23 protein-coding genes are annotated in these 22838 nt (G+C 44.3%); 10 read left to right on the forward strand and 13 right to left on the reverse strand.

Annotation, left to right across the window (positions count from 1 at the left end; all coding sequences use genetic code 11):
- The first annotated feature begins 203 nt into the window (after positions 1 to 203).
- Entirely contained in the window at positions 204 to 1427 is a 1224-nt protein-coding gene (gene trpB / locus NL626_RS06850; protein WP_206958535.1) for a tryptophan synthase subunit beta, read from the forward strand.
- Between the two features lie 131 nt (positions 1428 to 1558).
- Here the strand turns inward: trpB and NL626_RS06855 are convergent, their stop codons facing one another.
- On the reverse strand, positions 1559 to 3016 hold the full coding sequence (locus NL626_RS06855; protein ID WP_005375642.1) for a DUF3360 domain-containing protein: 1458 nt from the start codon (positions 3014 to 3016) through the stop codon (positions 1559 to 1561).
- A 410-nt stretch (positions 3017 to 3426) separates the two neighbouring features.
- Between NL626_RS06855 and NL626_RS06860 the strand changes: the two genes are divergently transcribed.
- Complete coding sequence (locus NL626_RS06860) at positions 3427 to 3843, forward strand: VF530 family DNA-binding protein (protein WP_005375544.1); 417 nt, start codon at positions 3427 to 3429, stop codon at positions 3841 to 3843.
- Between the two features lie 151 nt (positions 3844 to 3994).
- Here the strand turns inward: NL626_RS06860 and NL626_RS06865 are convergent, their stop codons facing one another.
- Positions 3995 to 5245, reverse strand: coding sequence for a DEAD/DEAH box helicase (locus NL626_RS06865; protein WP_225491734.1), 1251 nt, complete (start codon positions 5243 to 5245; stop codon positions 3995 to 3997).
- 330 nt (positions 5246 to 5575) lie between these two features.
- Positions 5576 to 6370 (reverse strand): helix-turn-helix transcriptional regulator, encoded by a 795-nt coding sequence (locus NL626_RS06870; RefSeq protein ID WP_253657153.1) that lies wholly within the window; start codon positions 6368 to 6370, stop codon positions 5576 to 5578.
- Between the two features lie 122 nt (positions 6371 to 6492).
- On the opposite strand from NL626_RS06870, the gene NL626_RS06875 reads away from it, so the two are divergent.
- On the forward strand, positions 6493 to 7299 hold the full coding sequence (locus NL626_RS06875) for a sulfite exporter TauE/SafE family protein (protein WP_253657154.1): 807 nt from the start codon (positions 6493 to 6495) through the stop codon (positions 7297 to 7299).
- A 123-nt stretch (positions 7300 to 7422) separates the two neighbouring features.
- Here the strand turns inward: NL626_RS06875 and NL626_RS06880 are convergent, their stop codons facing one another.
- The 3 genes from NL626_RS06880 to NL626_RS06890 form a co-directional block, all read right to left on the reverse strand.
- On the reverse strand, positions 7423 to 8442 hold the full coding sequence (locus NL626_RS06880) for a hypothetical protein (protein WP_253657155.1): 1020 nt from the start codon (positions 8440 to 8442) through the stop codon (positions 7423 to 7425).
- A 281-nt stretch (positions 8443 to 8723) separates the two neighbouring features.
- Complete coding sequence (locus NL626_RS06885; protein ID WP_053350632.1) at positions 8724 to 9350, reverse strand: LysE/ArgO family amino acid transporter; 627 nt, start codon at positions 9348 to 9350, stop codon at positions 8724 to 8726.
- 1 nt (position 9351) lies between these two features.
- The gene (locus NL626_RS06890; RefSeq protein ID WP_253657156.1) at positions 9352 to 10023 is read right to left on the reverse strand and encodes a B3/4 domain-containing protein; all 672 of its coding nucleotides are present in this window, start codon (positions 10021 to 10023) and stop codon (positions 9352 to 9354) included.
- Between the two features lie 45 nt (positions 10024 to 10068).
- Between NL626_RS06890 and NL626_RS06895 the strand changes: the two genes are divergently transcribed.
- On the forward strand, positions 10069 to 10671 hold the full coding sequence (locus NL626_RS06895; RefSeq protein WP_025768446.1) for a helix-turn-helix transcriptional regulator: 603 nt from the start codon (positions 10069 to 10071) through the stop codon (positions 10669 to 10671).
- A 306-nt stretch (positions 10672 to 10977) separates the two neighbouring features.
- On the opposite strand, the gene NL626_RS06900 is transcribed toward NL626_RS06895, so the two are convergent.
- Positions 10978 to 12336, reverse strand: a complete 1359-nt coding sequence (locus NL626_RS06900) for a PLP-dependent aminotransferase family protein (protein ID WP_137283130.1) — start codon at positions 12334 to 12336, stop codon at positions 10978 to 10980.
- A 161-nt stretch (positions 12337 to 12497) separates the two neighbouring features.
- Between NL626_RS06900 and NL626_RS06905 the strand changes: the two genes are divergently transcribed.
- Entirely contained in the window at positions 12498 to 13106 is a 609-nt protein-coding gene (locus NL626_RS06905; RefSeq protein WP_253657157.1) for a LysE family translocator, read from the forward strand.
- 169 nt (positions 13107 to 13275) lie between these two features.
- Here NL626_RS06905 and NL626_RS06910 read toward each other — a convergent pair whose 3' ends face one another.
- Positions 13276 to 13521, reverse strand: coding sequence for a hypothetical protein (locus NL626_RS06910; protein ID WP_017821096.1), 246 nt, complete (start codon positions 13519 to 13521; stop codon positions 13276 to 13278).
- 40 nt (positions 13522 to 13561) lie between these two features.
- Positions 13562 to 13777 carry a DUF3820 family protein gene (locus NL626_RS06915; RefSeq protein WP_005375557.1) on the reverse strand — a complete coding sequence of 72 codons (216 nt, stop codon included), beginning with the start codon at positions 13775 to 13777 and terminating at the stop codon, positions 13562 to 13564.
- Positions 13778 to 13921: 144 nt separating this feature from the next.
- Between NL626_RS06915 and NL626_RS06920 the strand changes: the two genes are divergently transcribed.
- Positions 13922 to 14230: a cysteine-rich CWC family protein gene (locus NL626_RS06920; RefSeq protein WP_081007910.1), complete on the forward strand. Its 309-nt coding sequence runs from the start codon at positions 13922 to 13924 to the stop codon at positions 14228 to 14230.
- 38 nt (positions 14231 to 14268) lie between these two features.
- Here NL626_RS06920 and NL626_RS06925 read toward each other — a convergent pair whose 3' ends face one another.
- Complete coding sequence (locus NL626_RS06925; RefSeq protein WP_253657158.1) at positions 14269 to 14613, reverse strand: HopJ type III effector protein; 345 nt, start codon at positions 14611 to 14613, stop codon at positions 14269 to 14271.
- A 199-nt stretch (positions 14614 to 14812) separates the two neighbouring features.
- Between NL626_RS06925 and NL626_RS06930 the strand changes: the two genes are divergently transcribed.
- On the forward strand, positions 14813 to 16582 hold the full coding sequence (locus tag NL626_RS06930) for a choice-of-anchor I family protein (RefSeq protein ID WP_253657159.1): 1770 nt from the start codon (positions 14813 to 14815) through the stop codon (positions 16580 to 16582).
- A 70-nt stretch (positions 16583 to 16652) separates the two neighbouring features.
- Here the strand turns inward: NL626_RS06930 and NL626_RS06935 are convergent, their stop codons facing one another.
- Positions 16653 to 16991: a 4a-hydroxytetrahydrobiopterin dehydratase gene (locus NL626_RS06935; protein ID WP_005375563.1), complete on the reverse strand. Its 339-nt coding sequence runs from the start codon at positions 16989 to 16991 to the stop codon at positions 16653 to 16655.
- Entirely contained in the window at positions 16981 to 17775 is a 795-nt protein-coding gene (phhA, locus tag NL626_RS06940) for a phenylalanine 4-monooxygenase (RefSeq protein WP_053350625.1), read from the reverse strand. Before phhA ends, NL626_RS06935 begins: the two co-directional genes overlap by 11 nt.
- Before the next feature lie 222 nt (positions 17776 to 17997).
- On the opposite strand from phhA, the gene NL626_RS06945 reads away from it, so the two are divergent.
- Complete coding sequence (locus NL626_RS06945) at positions 17998 to 19971, forward strand: acetoacetate--CoA ligase (protein ID WP_253657160.1); 1974 nt, start codon at positions 17998 to 18000, stop codon at positions 19969 to 19971.
- 148 nt (positions 19972 to 20119) lie between these two features.
- Here the strand turns inward: NL626_RS06945 and NL626_RS06950 are convergent, their stop codons facing one another.
- Complete coding sequence (locus NL626_RS06950) at positions 20120 to 20695, reverse strand: class I SAM-dependent methyltransferase (protein WP_017821100.1); 576 nt, start codon at positions 20693 to 20695, stop codon at positions 20120 to 20122.
- A gap of 171 nt (positions 20696 to 20866) precedes the next feature.
- On the opposite strand from NL626_RS06950, the gene NL626_RS06955 reads away from it, so the two are divergent.
- Together NL626_RS06955 and NL626_RS06960 are read left to right on the forward strand one after the other, a co-directional pair.
- A complete protein-coding gene (locus tag NL626_RS06955; protein WP_005375568.1) occupies positions 20867 to 21745 on the forward strand; it encodes a LysR family transcriptional regulator in 879 nt (292 codons plus the stop codon).
- Between the two features lie 176 nt (positions 21746 to 21921).
- On the forward strand, positions 21922 to 22815 hold the full coding sequence (locus tag NL626_RS06960) for a cation diffusion facilitator family transporter (protein WP_005389400.1): 894 nt from the start codon (positions 21922 to 21924) through the stop codon (positions 22813 to 22815).
- Positions 22816 to 22838 lie beyond the last annotated feature (23 nt).

Consider the following 22838-nt stretch of genomic DNA (forward strand, 5'->3'; position numbering starts at 1 on the left):
TATGACAGCCTAGGATCTCTCGAGGCTTTTTTGCACCTATTCAAACCACCTGATTCTACATCACAACTATTATCCCCTACACAAGCTGTACTTTTTAACTAGTGCACTAGATCGCGAACTCTGATTTAAGCAACTGATCACACAACCACTTCTAAATTTTGGGTATAAAAGTATCAATACTTTCGTTAACTAGGATGTAAATAATGAAAAACTCGTTTGATCTCACTATGCCCAACGAAGAAGGATACTTTGGTGAATACGGTGGTAGCTTTGTTCCACCTGAGCTTGAACAAATCATGCATGACATCAACGCAGCTTATGAGGAATGCAGCAAAGATCCTGAATTTAAAGCGGAACTCGCTCGCTTGTATAAGCACTTTGTTGGACGACCTAGCCCAATCTTCCATGCGGAAAACTTGTCTAAAAAATACGGAGCAGACATCTACCTAAAGCGCGAAGACTTAAACCATACAGGCGCACATAAAATTAACCACTGCTTAGGGGAAGCCATTCTCGCTAAAAAGATGGGTAAGAAGAAACTGATTGCTGAAACTGGCGCAGGGCAACACGGTGTTGCGCTTGCTACAGCCGCGGCATTGGTTGGCTTGAAATGCGATATTTACATGGGTGAAGTTGATATCGCCAAAGAACATCCGAATGTCGTCCGCATGAGAATCCTTGGTGCTAATGTCATTCCTGCCACTCATGGGCGCAAAACCCTCAAAGAAGCGGTAGATTCTGCATTCGAAGCTTATCTGAAAGATCCTGATACACAACTTTATGCGATAGGCTCTGTCGTTGGCCCTCACCCATTCCCTAAAATGGTGAGAGATTTCCAATCAATTATCGGTAACGAAGCACGAGTTCAATTCAAAGAAATGACCGGCAAGTTACCCAATAATCTCGTCGCATGCGTTGGAGGTGGTTCTAACGCGATGGGGCTATTTACTGCTTTCTTAGAGGATGAACAAGTCGCCATTCACGGCGTTGAACCTGCGGGCCGCTCTTTGCAAAAGGTTGGCGAGCATGCTGCAACACTCACACTCGGTGAGCCAGGTATCATGCACGGATTTAAGTCTTACATGCTTAAAGATGCACAAGGTGAACCTCAGGAAGTGTACTCTGTAGCAAGTGGCTTGGATTACCCATCGGTTGGACCTCAGCATAGTTACTTAAAAGACATTGGCCGTGTCAATTACAGCTCAATCACCGATGACGAAGCGATTGATGCATTCTTTGAGCTGTCTCGTGAAGAGGGAATAATTCCTGCTATTGAATCCTCACACGCTGTCGCTTACGCAATTAAACTCGCGCAGCAAGGAGAAACCGGCTCGATTTTGATCAACTTATCAGGCCGTGGTGACAAAGACATTGATTTTGTCGTTGAACACTACGGCGCAAAATACGGCATTGAATCACTCATATAGCCTAACTCCGTAGCCTAACCCTACATGCAAAAAGCTACCTGGTACTAGGTAGCTTTTTGTTTTTGTCTACTATTTTAAGAAGCAAGTCCCTTTACTCACTGTTCTCACTATACCTTTAGAGCATAATTCGATTAACCGATAAGAGCTGGAATGCCTGGAAGCTGACCAACAATAGCAAGGGAGCCTGCACAAACGATAAACGCAGTGCCAGGAATCAGATATTTATCTTTGCGCGATAGTTCGTTAGCACGCTCATGGTCGCCGATAAGCCCGAGGTTATCCAACAGCATCGTGATTGCCCAACCGAAGACTGGATTAACGAATGCACAGGCAAAAATACAGATACCTGCACTGAGTGAATCTTTATGCTTATGGATCATCTGCATACCCGCTTCTAAAAGTGGTAAGAATACACCGACAATCAAAGCAACACGCAGAACAGGCTCCCACATTGCTAGATCCATTGGGTAGCCAATTACCGCCGCCGCAATACACATGAAACCCGTTAACAGTGCGCCACCTGGAATAGGACGTTTGGCAATTGCGGCAGGAATCATGTACGTTCCCCAAGAAGAAGCTAGGTTTCCGCCCCCTAAGAGTGAACCAACCCCCTGACGAACAGATGCTCCGACCATCGTGTCATCGACATCCATGAGTACACCTTTCGCTTCTTTTGGGTAGTTAAGTTCTTGAAACACACGATGGCCGAGATAATCAGGGGACCACATAGCGACTGCCAGTAGAGCAAATGGAGTCACGGCAATAAAGTGCTCTAGGGTTGGCCAGCCTAGCTGCCAGCCTGTATCTTCCCCCCACCAGTAGAATGGACTGAAATTAGGCAGGCCCGGCTCTGTGGTAAAAGCAAACTCAGCGCCCATCAAATAAGCAACAATACCCGCGAGTGCAGAGCACAATGGGATAGCGAGCCAACGTTTATTGATCTTGGCTAAGTAAGCGTAAACCATAACGGTTAGGCCTATGACCACAAACGAAATGTAACCTTGGTCCGTACTTGCAGCCCACGCTTCCGTCTTATTAATTTGCCCGAGCAACCCAACAGCACCAAGGTAGATCAACAACCCTCCTCGAACCCCGATACCAGTCAGAGTCATGAGTTTAGAGCCACCTTTGGTTAAAGCGAGAATTAAACCAAAAACACATACCATCAAACCTAGCGCGAGAGGGTGCCCTCCTGCAGCTGCGATCATAGGAATCAGCGGTATCATTGGGCCATGGGTTCCCGCTAAGTTTGCATTCGGGTTTAGGATGGCAGAAAACAAGATGACGAACAGGGCTCCAGCGATAAGTAATTCGTAACGCACGTTTTCTGCAATGAATTCCGGAGATAAACCAAACTGAGCAGCAAAAGCGGAAACCATGGCAGTGACCATAACCACTTTACCAATGGTTGCTGCTAATGCAGGTACCCAGTCTTCGATTTCAATACTGTAATCACGTGAGGGCAAATGAATTCCCCAGCGACGGAAACTCATGACGGTTAAATCATGATTTAGAAAGTCTTCTCGGTTTTCAAATTCATGCGGTTTTTTGCGCACATCCCTGTAAAAAGTCTTACTTTTGTCAGACATTGAGTCATCCTTTTATGTTTCAACGTTGAACTACGTCAACTAGAGTTTCGCTTGGTAGACAGACCAATACGAGACAACACCCACATCAAACATCGAGGCCACACCAAGAAAGTGGTATGGCTAATTTTTGATTTGAACCTATTAAGCATGTATTGCTATCGGTAGGAATATTAGACATTAGTAAAAGAACAACAAAAATCTCACTTATTACACAATAATTTAACATCGAACTGGGACGCTTGAACTTTTAAGAGTCATTTTTGAGCAGAGAGCTAAGTAGAACGGCCAATTCCGATTTATACTTTCAAGGTAGAGAGCACTGCGCTCGCATCCATCGCAAAGTAACTATAGATATCTCTGCATTGTATACTTTGTTAAACTCCGCCCTTTAATGAGTAAGGCCCTTAAAAATGATGACTGACGAAGAGAGAATCGAGCTGCAACAGAACAATCCACTGCACGGGTTAAAGCTAGAGACTATGTTGCAAGAGTTAGTAGATTTTTACGGCTGGGACATTCTAGATACAGCAATGCGTTTTAATTGCTTTAACACTAAGCCTTCGATTGCAAGTAGCGTGAAGTATTTAAAGAAAACCGAATGGGCGAGAGAAAAATTAGAAAACTTTTACCTTTATCGCTTTAAGCGTATGCCACGCGCGAGCGAAGAAGAATACAACTTACCACCAAGAGCTCGTACCTTCCCTCATGGCCTTGAACCTAAAGAGCCAATGCCGCTAACCGTTGACTCTATTCTTAAGTCACAAGCTAAAGCAGCGTCTGCATTTAAAAAGCGTTCACCTCGCGGACGCCCTGCTCGTCGCCAATAACACTATCTTGAAAAGCAATAGAGCCCTACTGGTAGCTCCAGCAGGGCTCTATTGTTCTTTAAAGGAATGGCTAGAAGCGAAGACTCAAGCTAGTGAGCATTCCCTTTCTCCAGCAACTCCCGTAAGTAAACTCACATGTAGTTTACGTTTTCTATTGATTACGCTTTTTCTTCTTTTTACCCGTACCTGCCGGCTTCGCTCGCGGCTTCATTGGTAAAAAGTAGGCTTCACTCTGATCGTCTTCCACTTCAAAACCGACTACCTGCTCGCGTTCAAGTTGGAACTTATTTTTCTTTTCTATCACTTTGAAATGGTGGTAGTCGTCGTAATCGATAAGAGATAACCCTAAACCTACTTCACCAGCACGACCACTACGACCGATTCGATGCATATAATCAGCAGGGCTACGCGGAAGATCGAAGTTAATCACCACTGGAAGTTTTTCAATATCAAGGCCGCGTGCTGCGATATCGGTGGCAATAAGAACTTGAATCTCGCCAGACTTAAAACCGTCAAGGACACGAGTACGAGCGCCCTGCCCTTTATCACCATGGAAAACTTCAGCGGTAATACCGCGTTTTGACAGCTTTTGAGCTAAATGGTTACAGACATTCTTAGCATTCACAAAAATCAAAGTCTGTCGCCACTGATGCTGTTTGATTAAGTGCGCGAGTACAGCCGTCTTCTCACCTTTATTTACACTAAACACGCGCTGCACCAAAGTGCTGGCTTCTGCGCTCTGCAACTGAACTTCAACAGGGTCGCGGAGCAACTGCTGAGCCAGCGTCGTGACTTTATCAGGGAAAGTAGCAGAAAATAACAGCGTCTGTTTCTTCTCTGGTAGTAACGCAAGAATCTTATTCAGTTCTTCGGTAAATCCGAGGCTCAACATTCGGTCGGCTTCGTCAAGAACAAGCGTTTTTACTTGGTCCAACTTAATCGCGTTACTGGATACCAGATCAAGTAATCGACCCGGCGTTGCAACAATGATGTCACAGCCACCACGAAGCGCCAGCATTTGTGGGTTCACCGATACACCACCAAATACGGCAACCGTTTTGATCTTATCTCTGAGATGGTATGAGTAAGATTTGACGTTATATGCCACCTGTGATGCCAACTCACGAGTTGGTACTAAAATCAGGTGGGAAACGAAGTTGCCACGGCGATTGTTTGATTCGTCTTGCTGAACAATTTTTTGCAAGATTGGCAGCGAAAAAGCAGCGGTTTTACCAGACCCCGTATTGGCACCACCAATAATATCTTTCCCTTCAAGGATATCAGGAATAGAACGGGATTGAATGGGCGTCGGTTGGCTGTATTCCAACGCTTCTAGTCGCTCGACTAATGTTGGAATCAGGCCAAGATCGGCAAATGTCGCTTGCTGTGTTTTATCTGTCATTACGATGAGTGGCTCAGTGCTAGTAAAGGCCGTGTATCTTATGCTATTTCGCGTCTGGATGTTAGAAATAATGGCCCAAACAGAAGATTGGTGAAAGAAGCACTATAGGGTTCAGGAATTTCCTTTCACTAACATTAGTTAATGGTTTCGGTAACCAATACTCTACGACCAAGATGGTAGCGTTCGCGACGAATCTGTTATCCACTTCGAAATTGATTTCAGCTCATTTGGGGTAGAAAGAAGTTAGAAGCACTTGCTTATGTTGGGTGAGTAAATGTATGTAAAGCCTCAGTACATAAAAACGAACCTAATTTAGGTAAGCTCTGGCAACTATATGCCACGACTCGAAAAGTAACGCGTGGGTGTATCGCCATAGACCCGACGAAACATCGCAATAAAGTTACTGGGCGTCGAATAACCTAAAGCATGTGCAATATCTCCCACCGATTCCCCTCGAGCTATCATTTCTAATGAATGTATTAGCAGTACTTGTTGCCGCCATTCACTAAAACTCATGTTTAACTCACTTCGAATCAATCGTCTTAACGTCCGAGATGAGACTGCCCCAATATTGGCCCAATGCTCTACAGAATGCTTGCTGTTTGGGTCTATTAAAATTGCTTGAGTAACTTTTTGCAGTCTCGGATCACTGGGCAGTGGGATGTGGAGTGACTCATGAGGGCTATCGACGATTTCATCGGATATTACGGCGAGAATACGTAAAGACTGTATGGATAGATCGTCTGTTTTGCTCCATATCGATGCTCTAACCGATAGGGCTTTCAACACATCGCTAATTTGGATAACACAAGGTCTCATTGGAAACCGCTCACAACTCTCTGGAGTAAACAGTAATGAACGACCTTTCAGAGAACCACAAAAATAAACACTGTGCATCGCACCTGGGGGGATCCAACCAGCTCGGTGAGGTGGTAGTATCCACGTTCCTTCATCGGTTTTGACCTGAATTAGCCCTTCATCTATACACAGTAACTGGCCTCGATGATGACTGTGCCAATTATGTGGCCGTTGATCCAAATGGTTGAAGTCGCTCCTTTCATGCTGCCACTCCTTAACGATCAGTGCGGCGCCATTTTTCCATTCGCTGTAATCAGAGTTTGTCACTTTATTTACTCAATTCCATTTTGGCCATTATTCATTATTTTCTGTCCTCTTAACGTTACCATAGCAAGTTAGCGTTCGAGTAACATTTTAGCAACGATCATTTCATCGAAGGCAGAACCATCATGAACGAACCTATCTTTATTATCTATTACATTACAGCAGGCTTGGGCATTGGCTTTCTCGCTGGACTCGTTGGTGTGGGTGGTGGTGGAATGGCCGTCCCTATTTTTGCGTTTCTATTTTCACTACAGGGAATAGCTGATACGGAAGTAGTGCATCTTGCGTTAGGGACATCAATGGCTTCGATGATTATTACAACATTGGGCAGCATGCGCGCTCACTACAAAAAAGAGAATGTAGACTCAACAATGGTAGTAAAAATGTTGAGCGGAGTTCTAGTCGGAACATTTTGCGCCACATTCGTAGCATCGTATCTACAAGAAGTCTATCTGGCAGGCTTTTTCAGCGTATTCATGTTGTATGTTGCTTATAAGATGTTTCTCAACACTGAAAATGAGTACAACCCTAACCCACATGGGGCTATCGGTAATATCACTGTAGGCTCGGTGATTGGCTCTGTATCAGCACTTGTCTCTATAAGCCGTGCGGGGTTGATCACCCCCTATCTTGTCCAGCAAAATTTTGAGGTAAAACGTGCTATTGGTACCTCTGCTGCGATAGGTTTCCCTATCGCGCTGTCAGGAAGCCTCGGTTACATGTTAAACGGATGGGGAAACACAGATTGGAACAACTTAGTATTAGGATACATATACCTTCCTGCAATGCTCAGCTTCTCCATTAGTAGCTACTTAACTACTAGCCTCGGCGTGCGTTGTGCAGAGTATTTCCCAAATAAAGTTCTTAAGAAAATCGTTGGTATTTTGTGTGTTCTTCTAAGTTTCAAAATGTTGGTACAAGTACTTAGTTAGAGCAAATAACACGGTCACTAGTAGGCCTTGCACTATGGTGAAAGGATAAGCCTGCAAAAACTTACTTCTCGCTTTGCTGGTCCAAGCACACAATGTGTAAGAAAGCTCCTCATTGTTGCACTCTTATGACTTTGTTAACCTGGCCAGAATTACATCCAAAATGTGCTGATGATTGTCCTTTCTGGAAACCTCGTCACGCTCCTGGCAAAGTGCTTCCTCCCCTTCTGATGCGAGAATTTTAATGCCACGCTCAGTACATTCTGCGAACGCACTAAACTGACTCGCACTAGGAATCTCTTGAAACGTCACATTGGGAAGATCAACAAGTGATTCGGCTGGTGTCAGTGCGGGATGTAGCCGATCAGAAAGCGTCACCACGGTGATAGCATTGTTCATCAAGGCCAGAGTTTCAGGGACAAAAGTTTTCGTTAGCTCAGGGTTGATAACGACGACCGATTTCAGTTTGTTTTCAGACTGAAATCGGGGGAATTTTTTATCCGGGATGCTGGTAATATCAACGTTATTTTCGCGTAACCAATGACAGTCTACATTGGTGGCGTTGTGACACGATGTTCGATATTTCTCCGGGCTTATTTGCGCTCCGGAGAGCATCAGCATAGATGTACCGCCCAGAAAAAAGCCGACCCCCTGCACTGCATCAGTATCTACGCCTCCGGACAGTATCCCGACCGAACTTAATTCGTTCAGCCCAAGCACCAAATCACTGGTTCTGAATGTGATTTCATCAACAGCCATTTCTGCATTGATTTCGTTCGGTGCAGGAGGCTTTGGTACCACAACGACATAACCTTGTTGCGCCAGGCTCGAGGCTATCCAACCACTGTGGGAAAACGCTGACCGTGTTCCGCCCTGCGACAAAAGCACAACGGGAAATTTTCCACTTGCTAAAGGGGCATCTAACTGCGTTTCGACTGATTTAAAAATGTTCCCCCTACCAAACGTGAAATTGTTTTTTTCGTTCGTGGAGGGATACCAGTAATAGACTTCCACAGGCTTGTCTCTGTCTTCACTGAATGCCGTTTTGATTGTTAGCGCAGAATGGTATTTCGGCTCATTCGTACTGGCGCTGGCACTGGCACACAATGTAGCGAGTAGAAAAGACATTATTATTTTGGTTTTCATTTTTCCCTCAGCCGGTCAACACATTATTCTGCACGGCATCTAGAAAAATAACGCGCAGGAGATTCTCCATATATTTTGCGAAACATAGCAATAAAGTTACTTGGAGTCGAGTAACCCAAAGCAAGTGCCTACTTTGAACTGCGCCAGCACTCTCTTGGACAGAAATAATTTAGAGCATTTACTTAAATTAGCAAAATGCGAATAACTTCTGGTATGGAAAATCTGTGTCCAATCTGGCAGGAGCAGTTTAGTTATTGGAAATGCAGCTTTATCGAGACGTTCTATATGTATTGGCTTAACAGAGGTGTTGCGAGCTTCAATGCAATACCAAACATGATGCATGAAATCGCAGAATCTAAAATTCTCCATGTTCTTGGCTTACTAAAAAGTGGGATCAACTTGTTAGCCAAATACACTAATCCATAAAACCAGATCCCTGATGCAATCAGTGCCCCTATAACAAACAGTAGTTTTTCATCAGGTTCCATTTGAGCAGTCACACCACCAAGGATCACCACCGTATCCAGATAGACATGTGGATTTAAAAAAGTGATAGCCATCGCCATTAAAACGACTTTTAACCAACTCTGGGCAATGTCCGAATTTTCCAACTCTAGGTGACTTGAACCATTCCATGCTGATTTTGCAGATTGGTAGCCATACCAGAAAAGAAATACTACGCCGCCAAGAGTCAAAAGGTCTTTCCATAATGGTGCTTTATAGAGCAGTGTCCCTATACCAAGTACACCAGTACTGATCAGTAGAATGTCTCCAAGAAAGCAGATAGTGGCAACGGACAGTGCGTATTGCTTTTTTAATCCGCACTTTAATAGAAACGCATTTTGGCTACCGATTGCGACAATCAAACTTCCAGAAACAACGGCACCTGTTAACAAAGTATTTATCACATCAAACCTCAATAGATTTTGAAGCAAACACCAACGATTGCTCTATCACTGAATCAGGCATGATCACTTGCAAGTGTTCTAGTGGCATTTCAGGCAAGCTTTCTAGAATAAACCACATGTTACGTGTGTCAGATTCAATTCGGGTTCTGACACCCTGCCTCCAGTTCCAACGACGACAAGTAACGCCTACTTCATCGCGCCAAATTACTTCCCCAACATCAGGGTTTTCAATTGAAGCCTCACCATTTTTCATGGTGTCAAAGGATTCAGAGCCATCTGCGATAGTGAGTGTTGGCGTTCCTTGATAACTGTCCATATCTTCACCACCTACGGGTATGGCGTATCGAATACTGATGGCATTATAAATATCCACAATAGGGTCAATGCTCTGCATTCCTCCATCTTTCAATACTCGTTTTCGCAGTGCAGCAGCCGAGCAAGGGGTTCGATTTGGTTTAGCGCCAAATTGACGAAAAACGTCTCCCCACGCATTGATGTGTGATTCTGCCCATGGATAGTCGTTCTCAATGACGGAAGTACATGCTTCTTGCAGAACCCGTTTTGCATACTCTTGGCTCTGAACTTCCGTTCCTTTAACGGATATGCTCAATGCTTTGAACTCTGGTGCAATCTGGGAAATTCGAGCATCGATTGACGGCACTACAACAACCATTAGATAATTCCTTCAGTGATTCATTTTCATGCAAGATACATTACAATGACCAAAAAAGTCAATATATCGACCGATAGTGGCACTGATGCTGATTTTATTAATCAAGCGGTAGCCGCAAGGATCAAGGAACATCGAAAAAGGCTCAAGTTGTCACTGGATGCCCTGTCAAAAAGAGCAGGGATAAGTAAAGGCATGTTAGTAGAAGTAGAGAAAGGGGCAGCTAACCCTAGCATTTCGACGTTGTGTAAACTGTCTGCTGCCCTTGGGATTTCGGTTGCCGATATTGTGAATGTTGCGAGTAATCCAACAGTCAACATCATTGATAAAGAGGACATTCCAACGCTTTGGACTGGCGAGCACGGTGGTAGCGCAAAACTTCTGGCGGGAACAAGCGGCCCAGATATGATTGAGTTGTGGCGCTGGAATATGAAACCATCAGAAGTTTTTGAATCAGCAGGTCATCCACAAGGCACGTTTGAACTTTTTCATGTTGAGTCTGGAATACTCACTTTGAATATTGATGGGAAAGCCATAGAACTGCATGAAGGTCAGTCCGCTATAGCTAAAACGGATGTCCCTCACAGCTACTCAAACCAAGCAGATTCGGATTTAGTTTTCACTATGAGCGTTGCTGAGTTACATCGATAAGCCCACTCATTTAGAGGCGAGTTCAAATAAGATTTATTAAGGCAAAGCCATACTCACAATAGATGGATTAGTACTAGCCCCAAGTAACAATGGGGCACTTTTGCGTTGGAAAGTACTCAACATGAAGGCTCTCGACAAAGATGAATCAACTCGATGCTGCCCAAAAGACGTCTAAGCGAGTTTCAGATTTCAAGTAACTTTTGAGACTTTGAGCACAACTTCGAGCACTTTATGTATATCGGTGTGTTCAATCCTAATAGAGCATTGAATAGTTAGATATTGAGCAATCCATGTGAACTATGAAACTTAAGTTAACCGTTTGATTTGCTCTCTTACGATATCTAAAGCTGATTGCAATTGTAATCGGCTTAATGGACCTGCAAGTGATATCCTCACTGCTGCCGGCACTTCATACCGACCCACAGCAAACATTTCCGCTTCCCTCACTCTGACACCATGTTTCAACAACGACTGGTTAAAGTGATACCCTGTTAATGGCTCAGGCAAAGGTAGCCACACATTGTAACCAGGAACACCAATCTGGATTTCGGGAAATACTGCCTTCCAGATCCGATGACGTGCACTGAGTTCCATCGCTATCTCTTTGTCCACGGCTTGCATAGCTCCGCTAGTTAACCAACGACAAACAAGGTCGATTATCAAAGGGCTAACATACATACAACTGGCTCGTAGCGCACGTTGCAGTAAATCTTTGAACGACAAAGGCAGAATGATGAAACCCAGCCGCAATCCACCTGCAAAGTACTTAGAAAAACTGCCCACGTATAAGGTAATATCTGGAGCGATAGCAACTAAGGGACTCTTTCGATGAGACGGTGGGCAGTAGAGAACATCGTCCTCAATAATCAACACATTGTAACGACGACATATCTCTATGATTTTTAGTCTTCGGCTATCCGTTAACTGAGCTCCGGTCGGGTTCTGTATTCCCGGCGTAAGATAAAGCAGTTTTGGGCGATGCCTCTTACAGTGCAAAGCCAGATCTTCTGGATCTAATCCATGTTCATCGACTTTTACTGGCACTAGCTTTCGTTCGGATTGCTGACATGCATAGATGAACTCTGGATAACACAGCCCTTCAGCAAGAATTGTATCTTTAGGGCGGCTTAGAGATTGAATAATCAACGATATCCCGTGTTGCCCTCCATGAGTCCACACTAGACGCCGTGCATCAATATCGATATTGAATTTGGTCATCAGCCATTGTCGAAGAGTCTCGTTATGACCCCGAATGCCATCAGCGGAGTAGTAATCCAGCACGGCTGCCTGCGCAATTTCCTCGTGTGATAGCTCTTTCAACGCATTCGCAAGAAATTTCGGTTGCGATAATAGCAAAGGTCGGCAACGTGCCAGATCAATGCCTTTTTCTTCCAATACCGGATGATAAAAGTGGTTCAGTTCAGTTTCTCTGTTACGTACATAAGTACCGCTTCCTACTTTTGGTTCCGTTAAGCCCCTCCGCTCTAGCTCCCTATATGCCCTCGTCACCGTTCCAACCGTCACACCTAAGCGATAAGATAAAATACGCTGAGGAGGTAATTTAGTGTCTGGTTCGAGTTCACCACTCTCTATCACCTCTGCAATCGCTTCAGCCAGTGCCATAAACTTAGGTCCGGAACGACCCGATATATCAGGGACTAACATTGTCTCTCTCCGAAGGGGTACAATTAACTCTTGTATTCAGGATAAATAAGGCCTGACGAAAATGAAATCAAAGAATTGTCACCATGACGCATTAACTGTAGGTCTCTCTCACTTCATCCCTTTATTCTTGGCTTATCAGCACTAATTTGAGAAGAAAAGAAATGACAACATTATGGGACCTAACTCCAGCGATGAGTTTATTTGCGTTTGTCACCGCCATAACACCCGGCCCAAATAACTTATTGCTCGCCAACTCAGGGGCACAATTTGGTATAAGGAAATCATGGCGACACCTAATTGGTATCCGTATTGGCGTAATAGGGTTAATTCTGCTTTGTGCATGTGGTGTCGGTGTTGCCCTACAAACTCATCCAAGTTGGTATCTCGCTATAAAATACATCGGTCTGGTTTACATGTTCTGGCTGATGATTAAGCTGCTATGTACTAACCCTTTCGCAGGCAAACCCACTAAAAGCAAACCAATCAACATAACTCAGGCTACGTTGTTTCAACTGGGTAATATGAAGGCTTGGATGGCATCACTTGCTTTGGTCACAAGTTATAGTCTCCCTTCTAACTATTGGTTCTCTGTTACATTGATTACTTTCGTGTTTACGACATTCGGACTGTTTGCAAATATTACTTGGGTCTGGGTTGGTCAAAAAATTCGTATTTATCTCAATACCGTATCAAGACAGCGCGTATTCAACATCAGCCTAGCGACGATAACATTCATATCATTGTTACCAGTTTTTAGGCACTCTGCCTGAATGGCAAAGAGCAGAGTTTTGTATGTATAAAATTGCTAATTACCTAAATTCGCATTTCGAGGCGTAACACACTTTGGGACAAAAAAGAGTCAGCCTAACGGCCTGGCTCTTTTGAATGAAAAAATAGTCTGGTGGGAGAACTTGTAAGGCTGTGGCAGGTTACACTCACTTACTCCTTAGGCAGGTGACCAGTTTCCTTCGCAAGCTTTTGCATCGCCTCGGCAAACGTTGTTGTCCCGCCTTTAGCTTTAACCTGTATTACCTTATATCCCAACTTTTCCAACGCTTGGCGCTCTGCCAAAACAGCTTTGTCATCTTGCTGGCTACCTTGAGCTGGCTGATGAATGTAACATCCCTCTAATTTACCATCTTCGACCAATTGGTGGTGTTTCAGTGCATCGATATCAAAATTCATAATAAGTCTTTTCATCAAGAGTGGGCGTTTCTGTAGCTAATTACATGCGCTTCAAAGGCTTCACGACACTATCTAAGCCTTCAATTTTGAGCGCTAAACATAGCTTGAGCAAATCCCCTAGCTCGCCGCTTGGCCAGCCCTTTTTATCAAACCACAGTAAGTATTCTTCAGGCAGGTCGATTAACACTCGCCCTGCATATTTCCCAAATGGCATTTGCATTCTAGCGAGTTTAATGAGGTTTTCTTTTTCTAACATAAGTGACAGAGAGTTAAGGTAACTCGCCCAAGGGTAACACTGGTTCTCCCTCCTCACCAGCAAATCGCAGTCACGTTTATTTTTGGCGGCCTTGACTCGCTTTATGCTAGAGTACGCGGCATAAAAAATGAGAACGAGAAAGCAATGAAGTCACCTTGTCGAGCAGCATGTAAAAATAACGCCGGAATATGCTCTGGTTGTCACCGAACGATGGATGAAATCATCCAATGGAAAGACAAAACCGATCTCCAACGAGATGCGATTATCGAACAAATCGCAGGAGAAGATTCAACACACAGTTGTCCTGAATGCGGGACTCAAGCCCATTGTGATATCGCCGCAGGCAAAGAGACATGCTGGTGCTTTACTATTGAAACCCGTGATTTACCCAAGCCAAGCGCCAACCAGCTGTGTTTGTGCCGAAAATGTCTAGAAAAAAAGCCAGTCACGTAATACGACTGGCTTACTGATCATCGTTTTCTGACTGGTGTTTATTTAGCGGTTAAAGCGGACGCTTCAAACTTAATGCCTTCCCACCCTGTCACCATAAAATTACGAATATTCTGGTGATCGCTGTTCTCTGGATGCTGCAATACATCTTCACGATAAAAACGGCCAAAGCAGGCTAGCGTCGCTTCTTTGTCTAGGTTGTTTAGCAAACCGCAAGCGAAGATCTTACACGAACCGTTGTTCTCGCCTGCATTGTTTTGTGTCTCACCATTTACAAAAGCGGTTGGCTCAAACGTATAGTTATCTTCGATCACCGCCATCGTTGCTTCAAATTCGACCTGCTCTGGTGACGCTGCCAATAAATCTAAAAACGATTTTAATTCCATTATTCCTCTATCCCTACTTCATCATATTGATGACATATTAGTTTCATAAAAAGCCAATATAAGAGTCATCAATCATACATATATTCAGAGCCTTACCAAATCACACGTCATTCAGCGCTCTATCATTCCAGTTGCGGAAATGGACAGCAGCATAAAACACATGCTGATTGACAACCTATCTGATTGATAAGGAGATATCATGATCACCCCTTTAAAGGCAATCGGTGCACTCGCATTGTCATCACTTGCCATCGCGTGTTCATCACAACCCGAAGATACCGTGGCTTCATTCGCTACACAATGCAAACCTACCACTGCACCCGTTACTGGGGAAACGTCAATTCAAGGTTTAACGTTTATCGGAACATCCGTTGCTGATGCACCATTCGACACATCGGCAGCTGAAATCGTGAGTTATGACGCCTGTACAGATAAGCTCTATGTGGTTAATGCTCAAGCAAAACGTGTCGATGTAATGTCTATGGATGACAACGGCGTACCAACGCAAAGCGCATTCATTGATCTCAACAGCGCTGGCGAAGCAGCGGGCATTGAAATTGGCGCAGCAAACAGTGTCGCTGTATTCAATGGTTTGGTAGCTGTTGCGATTGAAAACAGTAATAAACAAGCGAATGGTATTGTTGGCTTGTACCGCTCCGACGATTTGTCATTAGTCATGACGTTTCCAACAGGCGCATTGCCAGACATGGTTGGCTTCTCGAAAGATGGCCGATACATCGCAACCGCTAATGAAGGAGAACCAAACAGCGATTACAGCATTGACCCTGAAGGTAGTATCACTTTGATCGATCTGAGCCTTGGTGTTACTCAAGCAGAAGTGACACAAATTGGCTTTAACGAATTTGATGGTTCACGAAAAGCAGAGCTCCCAATGAATGTGCGTATTTCGGGGCCAAACGCCACCGTCGCACAAGATCTAGAGCCTGAATACCTCACTTTTGCAGATAACGGTAAAATCTATGTCGCGCTACAAGAAAATAACGCCATGGCAATCGTCAATCCAGAGAGCAAATCGGTAGAAAAAATTGTTGGCTCAGGTGAGAAGTCTTGGTCGGGCGCTAAACTCGATGCATCCAACAAAGACAAAATCATTGGGAACTTGAAAAGCTACCCACAACTGGTTGGCTTATTTATGCCTGACACTATCGACAGCTACTCAGTGAATGGGAGTACTTACATCGTATCGGCAAATGAAGGCGACGGGCGTGAGTACGGATTCAAAACCACTCAAGAACTGTGCGACAAAGCTGGCTTTATGTGGGATGAAGACGATTACCTCGGTACAGATGAATATACATCTGAGCAAGGAACCTGTTTAAGCCATATTGATGAAGTGCGCGGTAAGAAGCTGAAAGTGGCAGCAGAACACCCATTGGCAGAGGCACTAAAAGACAACAAACAACTCGCGCGTTTAAAAGTGATTAAGCCGGAACAAACGCTTTCTGCACAAGAGAATGTTCAATCATTTGGCGCGCGTTCATTCTCGATTTGGGATGAAAACGGCAAGTTGGTCTTCGATAGTGGTGACGATTTCGCGACTATCGCGCTGCTGAATGAAGGCAAGAACTTCAACAGCACCAACGATAACAATAATAGTGGCGATGACCGAAGTGATGATAAAGGTATTGAGCCAGAGGCGATTGAAGTAGCACAAATTAACGGTCGTCATTACGCGTTTATCGGCTTGGAGCGTCAAGGCGGTATCATGATTTATGACATCACAGACCCGAAACAAGCGCAGTTTATGCATTACGTCAACCGCCGTGATTACAATCAGCCAGTATGTACAGAAGTCGAAGATGGCGAATGCATGAACGACACATACAGTCCAAAAGCAGGCGATTTAGGTCCAGAGTCCATTAATTACTTTACCCGTAACGGTGGTCATTTTATCGTCGTTGGCAATGAGGTATCGGGCACGACATCCGTCTTCCGAATCAATCTATAAAGTAATGTAAAAGTCATTTAGAACCAAAACGCCCGACGTAAGCCGGGCGTTTTTTGTATGAGGTAATGTCCTACTCTGCCGATGCTAGCGCGTCACACTTTGATGCGCAGATAAAATCGTTTTTATGCAGACCTTTGATAGAGTGACTCCACCACGTTACGGTAACCTTACCCCACTCCAACAAAATAGAAGGATGGTGGAACTCATCTTCTGCCAGTTCCGCGATTTTGTTACTGAAAGCCCATGCTTGTTTGAAGTTCTTAAATTTATACACCTTTTCTAGTTGAGGTATGTCTTCTCTTTCAATGATCTGCCAATCAGACAATTGCAGCAGCAGAGATTGTTGTTCTTCTTTGCTTAGTGCAATGGCATCGATACTACAAGCTTCGCATTTTTGTTCATTCAACATGAGCAGGTTCCTTTGGTTCAAAAAGTGGAGGAAGCAGTCCAGCTTCAATCGCTAGATCGGCTTGTTTCAATAAATTTAACTGACTAATTTTAAAGAGCTGAGAAAAGTCATCAATCACGTAATACTTCGGTTGCATGATGTCGATACGATAAGGCGTTCTCAGCACTGTTTGTAATTCAAATGGGTCGCGAATTGCTACATCACTCTCTAATGCGTAGAGGGTTTCGCCAGGAGATGAAAGAATACCACCACCGTAAATTTTGGTTTTGTCCCCTTCTTTCACCAAGCCAAACTCTACGGTAAACCAGTAGAGGCGAGCGAGATAGGCTCTTTGTTTTGGGGTAGCGGCTTGCCCTAGTTGACCATAATGCTCGGTAAATGCAGCAAAGTCTGGGTTGGTTAACATCGCGCAATGACCAAATATTTCGTGGAAGAAATCTGGCTCCTGTAAGTAATCGAACTCATCTCTTGTACGCAAGAATGTGGCGACTGGAAAGCGCTTATTACCGAGTAGATTAAAAAATCGGTCGAAATCAATAAGCGCGGGAACGGGCTCCACTTGCCAACCTGTTGTCTCCATCAAGACACGATTAATTTCTGGTAACTGAGGAACGCGGTCTTGAGGTAAATCAAGCAGCGTCAAACCGTGTAAATAAGCCTCACAAGCTCTGTTTTGGATCACACCCATTTGTCGTGTTACCAAATCTCGCCAAATGGCGTCTTCTTCACGGCTCCATTCAACCCTGCCTTCCTGGTTTACGGGTTTAGAACGATACTGGGTCATGGCTCATCTCCATTAACAAATCCTTTACATTAAGCCTATCTGTAGTCTTAAGAGCTTCCAATCCCTACGCGATTTTCTCAGCAACATCCCGATGTAACATATTGTTTACAACGCATCGTAACTGCATGATTTTTATGACACGATATAATCTCTGGCTTGTTTGACTTTATCGTGTATTCCTCTCAAACTAAAACCTGTTATCACTTTGTTATAGAGGGACCTATGCGCGAGAGCAGCAAAGTATGGCACCCGAGCGAAAGTCGTATCGAAGAAGCCAACATTACACAGTTTATTGAACACATTAATCGACAAGGAAATACCCTTGAAAGCTTCGCTGATCTGCATCAATGGTCACTCGATCATGTAGAAAAATTTTGGCAGCAAGTTTGGCTATTCTGCGACGTCATTGGCACTCAGGGAGAGACCATAAAAGAGCGAGCAGAAAGTCGCTGGCAGCAACCTGTTGAAAATAGGGATATAAAATGGTTCCCAAACGCGCAAATTAACTACGCCGAAAATTTGCTAACCTACGCGTGTCACCAACCCGATGATCTCGCGATTTGGTTTGAAAATGAACGTGAAGAAAAACAGACCTACACCTGGAAACAATTGTGCGAAGAAGTTTCGAGTGTGCAGCAATGGTTGAAAGAATGTGGAATTAAGCAAGGTGATGTCGTCGCTGGTTATTTACCTCACCTACCTCAAACGGTGATAGCTATGCTAGCAACCACCAGTTTAGGGGCGACCTGGACTTCCACCTCACCTGATTTTGGCGTCGAAAGCGTTTTGGAGCGCTTTGGTCAAGTGAAACCCAAAATCCTGTTTACTTGTGATGGCTATACATTCAATGGCAAAACTTTCGATATGTCTGAGAAAAACCAGCATATTACGGATCATCTTGATGGTCTTAAACAAGTTTGCCAAATTAGCTACCTTAAACCACACATTTTTGAATGCGATGTCTGCACCCAAGATTGGCAAAACGTCCTGAATCAATACACACCCGAAGCGCTGACTTTTACTCGTGTGAATTTTAACGATCCGCTATTTGTGCTCTATTCTTCAGGCACAACAGGCAAACCGAAATGCATCGTTCATTCCGTCGGCGGAACGGTGCTTAATCACTTGAAAGAGCATCAACTGCATTGCGATATTCAACCGAACGACCGAGTGTTTTACTACACAACCTGCGGCTGGATGATGTGGAACTGGCACGTTTCTTCACTCGCGAGCGGTGCATGTTTGGTGATTTTTGATGGTAGCCCTGTTTACCCTACTCATAATGTGCTCTGGGACCTCGCAGAACAAGCCGAAGTGACGCTATTTGGAACCTCAGCAAAATACCTAGAGGCGCTGGAAAAAGCATCTTTTTCTCCGCAGAAAAGTGATGCATTTTCAAGTCTGAAAACCATTTGTTCGACTGGCTCTGTTCTGTATCCAGAACAGTTTGATTATGTCTATCAGCACATTAAAGAAGATGTACACCTCGCCTCGATTTCTGGCGGAACAGACATTTGTGGCTGCTTTGTATTAGGCAACCCTATTTCTCCCGTTTATCGGGGAGAGTGCCAATCAGCAGGGTTAGGGGTCGATGTCCGAGTCTTTAACCCACAAGGTAATAGCGTAATGGGAGAGCGCGGTGAGTTGGTTTGTGCCAATTCATTACCCAACTTCCCTGCTGGCTTTTGGAACGACACCGGTGAGAGATATCATCGCGCTTATTGGGATAAATTCGACAATATTTGGCACCACGGCGATGATGTTGAACAGACCAGCGTTGGAGGATACGTGTTTTATGGTCGAAGTGATACCACGTTGAATCCTGGTGGCGTAAGAATCGGCACGGCCGAAATCTATCAGCAAGTGAACTGTATAGACGGTATTCTAGATTCCATCGCAGTAGGGAAAGAAGTCGATCGCAACGAACAAATATGGCTGTTTGTCCAATTAGTCAAAGGGGTAGAGCTCAATGACGAGACGATCGCTTCCATCAAAGCACAGCTAAAGTCTGCATGTTCTCCAAGGCATGTACCTAGTGCAATTTACGCAATAAGCGATATACCTAAGACACGCTCAGGAAAGCTGGTCGAGTTAGCCGTTAAGCAAGTCGTTAACAACCGAAGCGTCGAAAATTTAGGCGCAATAGCCAACCCTGAAGTGCTGGAGGAGATACGCAGGATAGTCGTCTCAAAATAACCTCCGAAGACTAAGTTGTTCGAGTATGTCCTTGCCTGCACCACGACGCTTGTTTAGAGCAAGTGAAGTTACATATACCCTCAGCAGATAAGAAAAAAGCGAGCTTGTTAGCTCGCTTTTGTCATTTTTTGTTCTTTATTCAGCGGTATTAGCGACGACCAAGCCCCATTAATACCGACATTGTTTTACCATCAGATGTAATGTCAAAAACGTGTTGCGATTCAACTTCAGTAAAGCCTGCTTCTTTCAGTGCACGCTCAGACTTCGCAAGGGTAAAACCGTCTTGTTCACATTCTGCAATCCAATCAAAATGAACAAAATAGCCGCCGTGGTTAAGTAGAGAATGCGAGATCGTTAATGACGCGTCTAAGTCTTCCACAAACGCTAAAACTGATGATGCAACCACCAAGTCGAACTGTCCACGAAACGCAGGGTGCTGAGCGACCAAGCCGCGAGATAATGCATCTACCACAGGTTCTACGTTGACGAGCTCTTTTTTATCGAGTTCCTCAATCATGGCTTCCGATGCGTCTAATGCTACGATGTCTTTAACCATCGGTGACAATCGTTGACTTAACTGCCCTGTTCCGCATCCAAAATCTAGTACTTTAATGCCATCAAGCTGAGTTAGCTGTTGTAACTGCTCAAACACCGACTGCGCAAATTGCTCTGTTGCTGGATTTGATTCCCAGTTTTTTGCTAAGCCGTCCCAATCTTGTGCCATCGTGGCCTCCATGTTCACTTTTTGTAACCCACATAGATTACCGCAAAACCGTTAAAAGACCATAGACTTATCTGGCGGATTCGCGTTTTTTTCGATAATCTTTCATGGCTTTGGGAGCGCATCTGCATAATACCCAAATTATTTGAATTCATTTATTGGTTGTGTCAAATCATGAACTTAACTCAAGTAGAAGCCTTCTGCACCATCGCTGAGTGTGGTTCTGTTTCTGAAGCGGCAAGGCAACTCGACTGCAATCGCACCAAACTCAGCATGTCGATTAAGGCATTAGAGAAAGATCTCGACGTTGAATTGTTTAACCGAACTGGCAACCAGCTCACCCTCTCTGAAGCTGGGAAAGCCATTTACAAAGATTGCGAACACCTACTTATCATCGCACAACGGGTCAGAAAGACCTGCGCTCAAATCTCGGAAGGGTTTAACGCGGAAGTTTGGGTAGCACGTGACGACTCCTTACCTGATGATCTCTGGCAAGAATTATCTCATACATTGAATAACCGCTTTCCTTCAACAACCTTCAACTTAATCTTGGCATCCAGTGGCGACTTAGCCAACTTGGTCAGTACCCACCAAGTAGATTTTGCTTTCGGCGTTGATTATGAGCGAGTAGACGATCCTCGTATCGTATATAACCCTTTAGGTAAGATACGTATGATGTCAGTATGCAGTGTAGAACACCGCCTAAGTAAGATGCGCCGTGTCTCAGACGAAGATCTACGTAGTCAGATGCAAGCACTAATGGTGTACCTAAATGAGAAAGACAACCCTGAACTGCAACCTTTCTCGACTCGATATATTGGTTTTTCGAGTTTTGACTACATGCTGAACACCATCTTAGAAGAAGACGCTTGGGGCGTGCTTCCTGAACCATTAATCCGCCATTACCTTCGTCAGCAGAAGCTCGCCGTTATCAAACACACATACGGATTGACGCAAGAAGACTACTGTATGTTTTCACCTAACGGCCATACTGAGCATCCTGCAATGACGTGGTTAGCAGATAAATTGAGCGAGTATTTATTTGACTTCTAAACATTTTATCAGTGAGCGTCAATTTTACTGACACCAAAAAACCACAGTAAGCCGTTGTTTTATAAGAACATAAATAAAAGCGCAATTTTTTAGATTAGTTACTGGTCACTTTGTGGTTGCCTAAATTACCTTATGAGCGAAGAATAGTAAGGTATTAAAATTCAAAGGCATCTTTTATGTGTGACAGGACAAGCAAAAACGAAAACCGTATTCTAACCATTTCAGCCCTTTTGGCATCTGGGTTCGCTGCTGGTGGTATGGTACTTGGCTTGCTTGTAGGCTCAATTGTCATCGTGTTTGACGGTGTTTACTCTTTGGTCAGCTTACTGTTAACTTTATTGTCACTGGCCGCTTCTTACTATATTAACAAACCTTCAAAATCTGTATTCCCATTTGGAAAAGCGGTCTTAGAACCAATCGTTATTGCGATAAAAGCAGCCGTCATTTTAGTGGTTGTAAGCTTCTCTCTCTACTCTGCGATATCAGCATTGATGTCTGGAGGTCGCGAGGTCGATGCTTCTATTGCGACCTTATTCGGCATCGTGAATGTTATCGGCTGTGGTTACGCTTGGTGGTTTATGGCGAAACGCAGCCGCCGCTTCTCATCAGGCTTGATTGAAGCGGAGAAAAAACAGTGGCAAATGGATACTTTGTTGAGTGTGGCGGTGACCGTAGGATTTATCTCGGCTTGGGCTGTTTCACTAACGCCATTTTCTGAGTATGCAGTATATGCCGACCCCATGATGATGGTTTTAATGGGCTTTTACTTCCTCAAAGTACCGTTCGATATGCTAGTAGGTGCCCTACGTGAACTACTAATGATGACACCAAGCAAAGAGCTGTGTCAGAGCGTTGGCAAAGATGTTCTTGAGATTGAAAAAGTGACTGAGCATCAATTGAAACTGGCTGGCGTAACGAAGGTGGGCCAAGAGCTACGAGTAAATGTGGACGTACATATTGATGACGACACATTGGAGCTTGATACACTAGAGCACACTCGTAAGCAGCTTATCAAGCGACTGTCGAAGCACAGATTCAAGCTTCAACTACACTTGAACGTCGCTTATTAGAGCGCCACCAAAGAGCCGTTAAA

Source organism: Vibrio sp. Y58_MX_L22 (assembly GCF_024181865.1).
Classification (GTDB): domain Bacteria; phylum Pseudomonadota; class Gammaproteobacteria; order Enterobacterales; family Vibrionaceae; genus Vibrio; species Vibrio alginolyticus.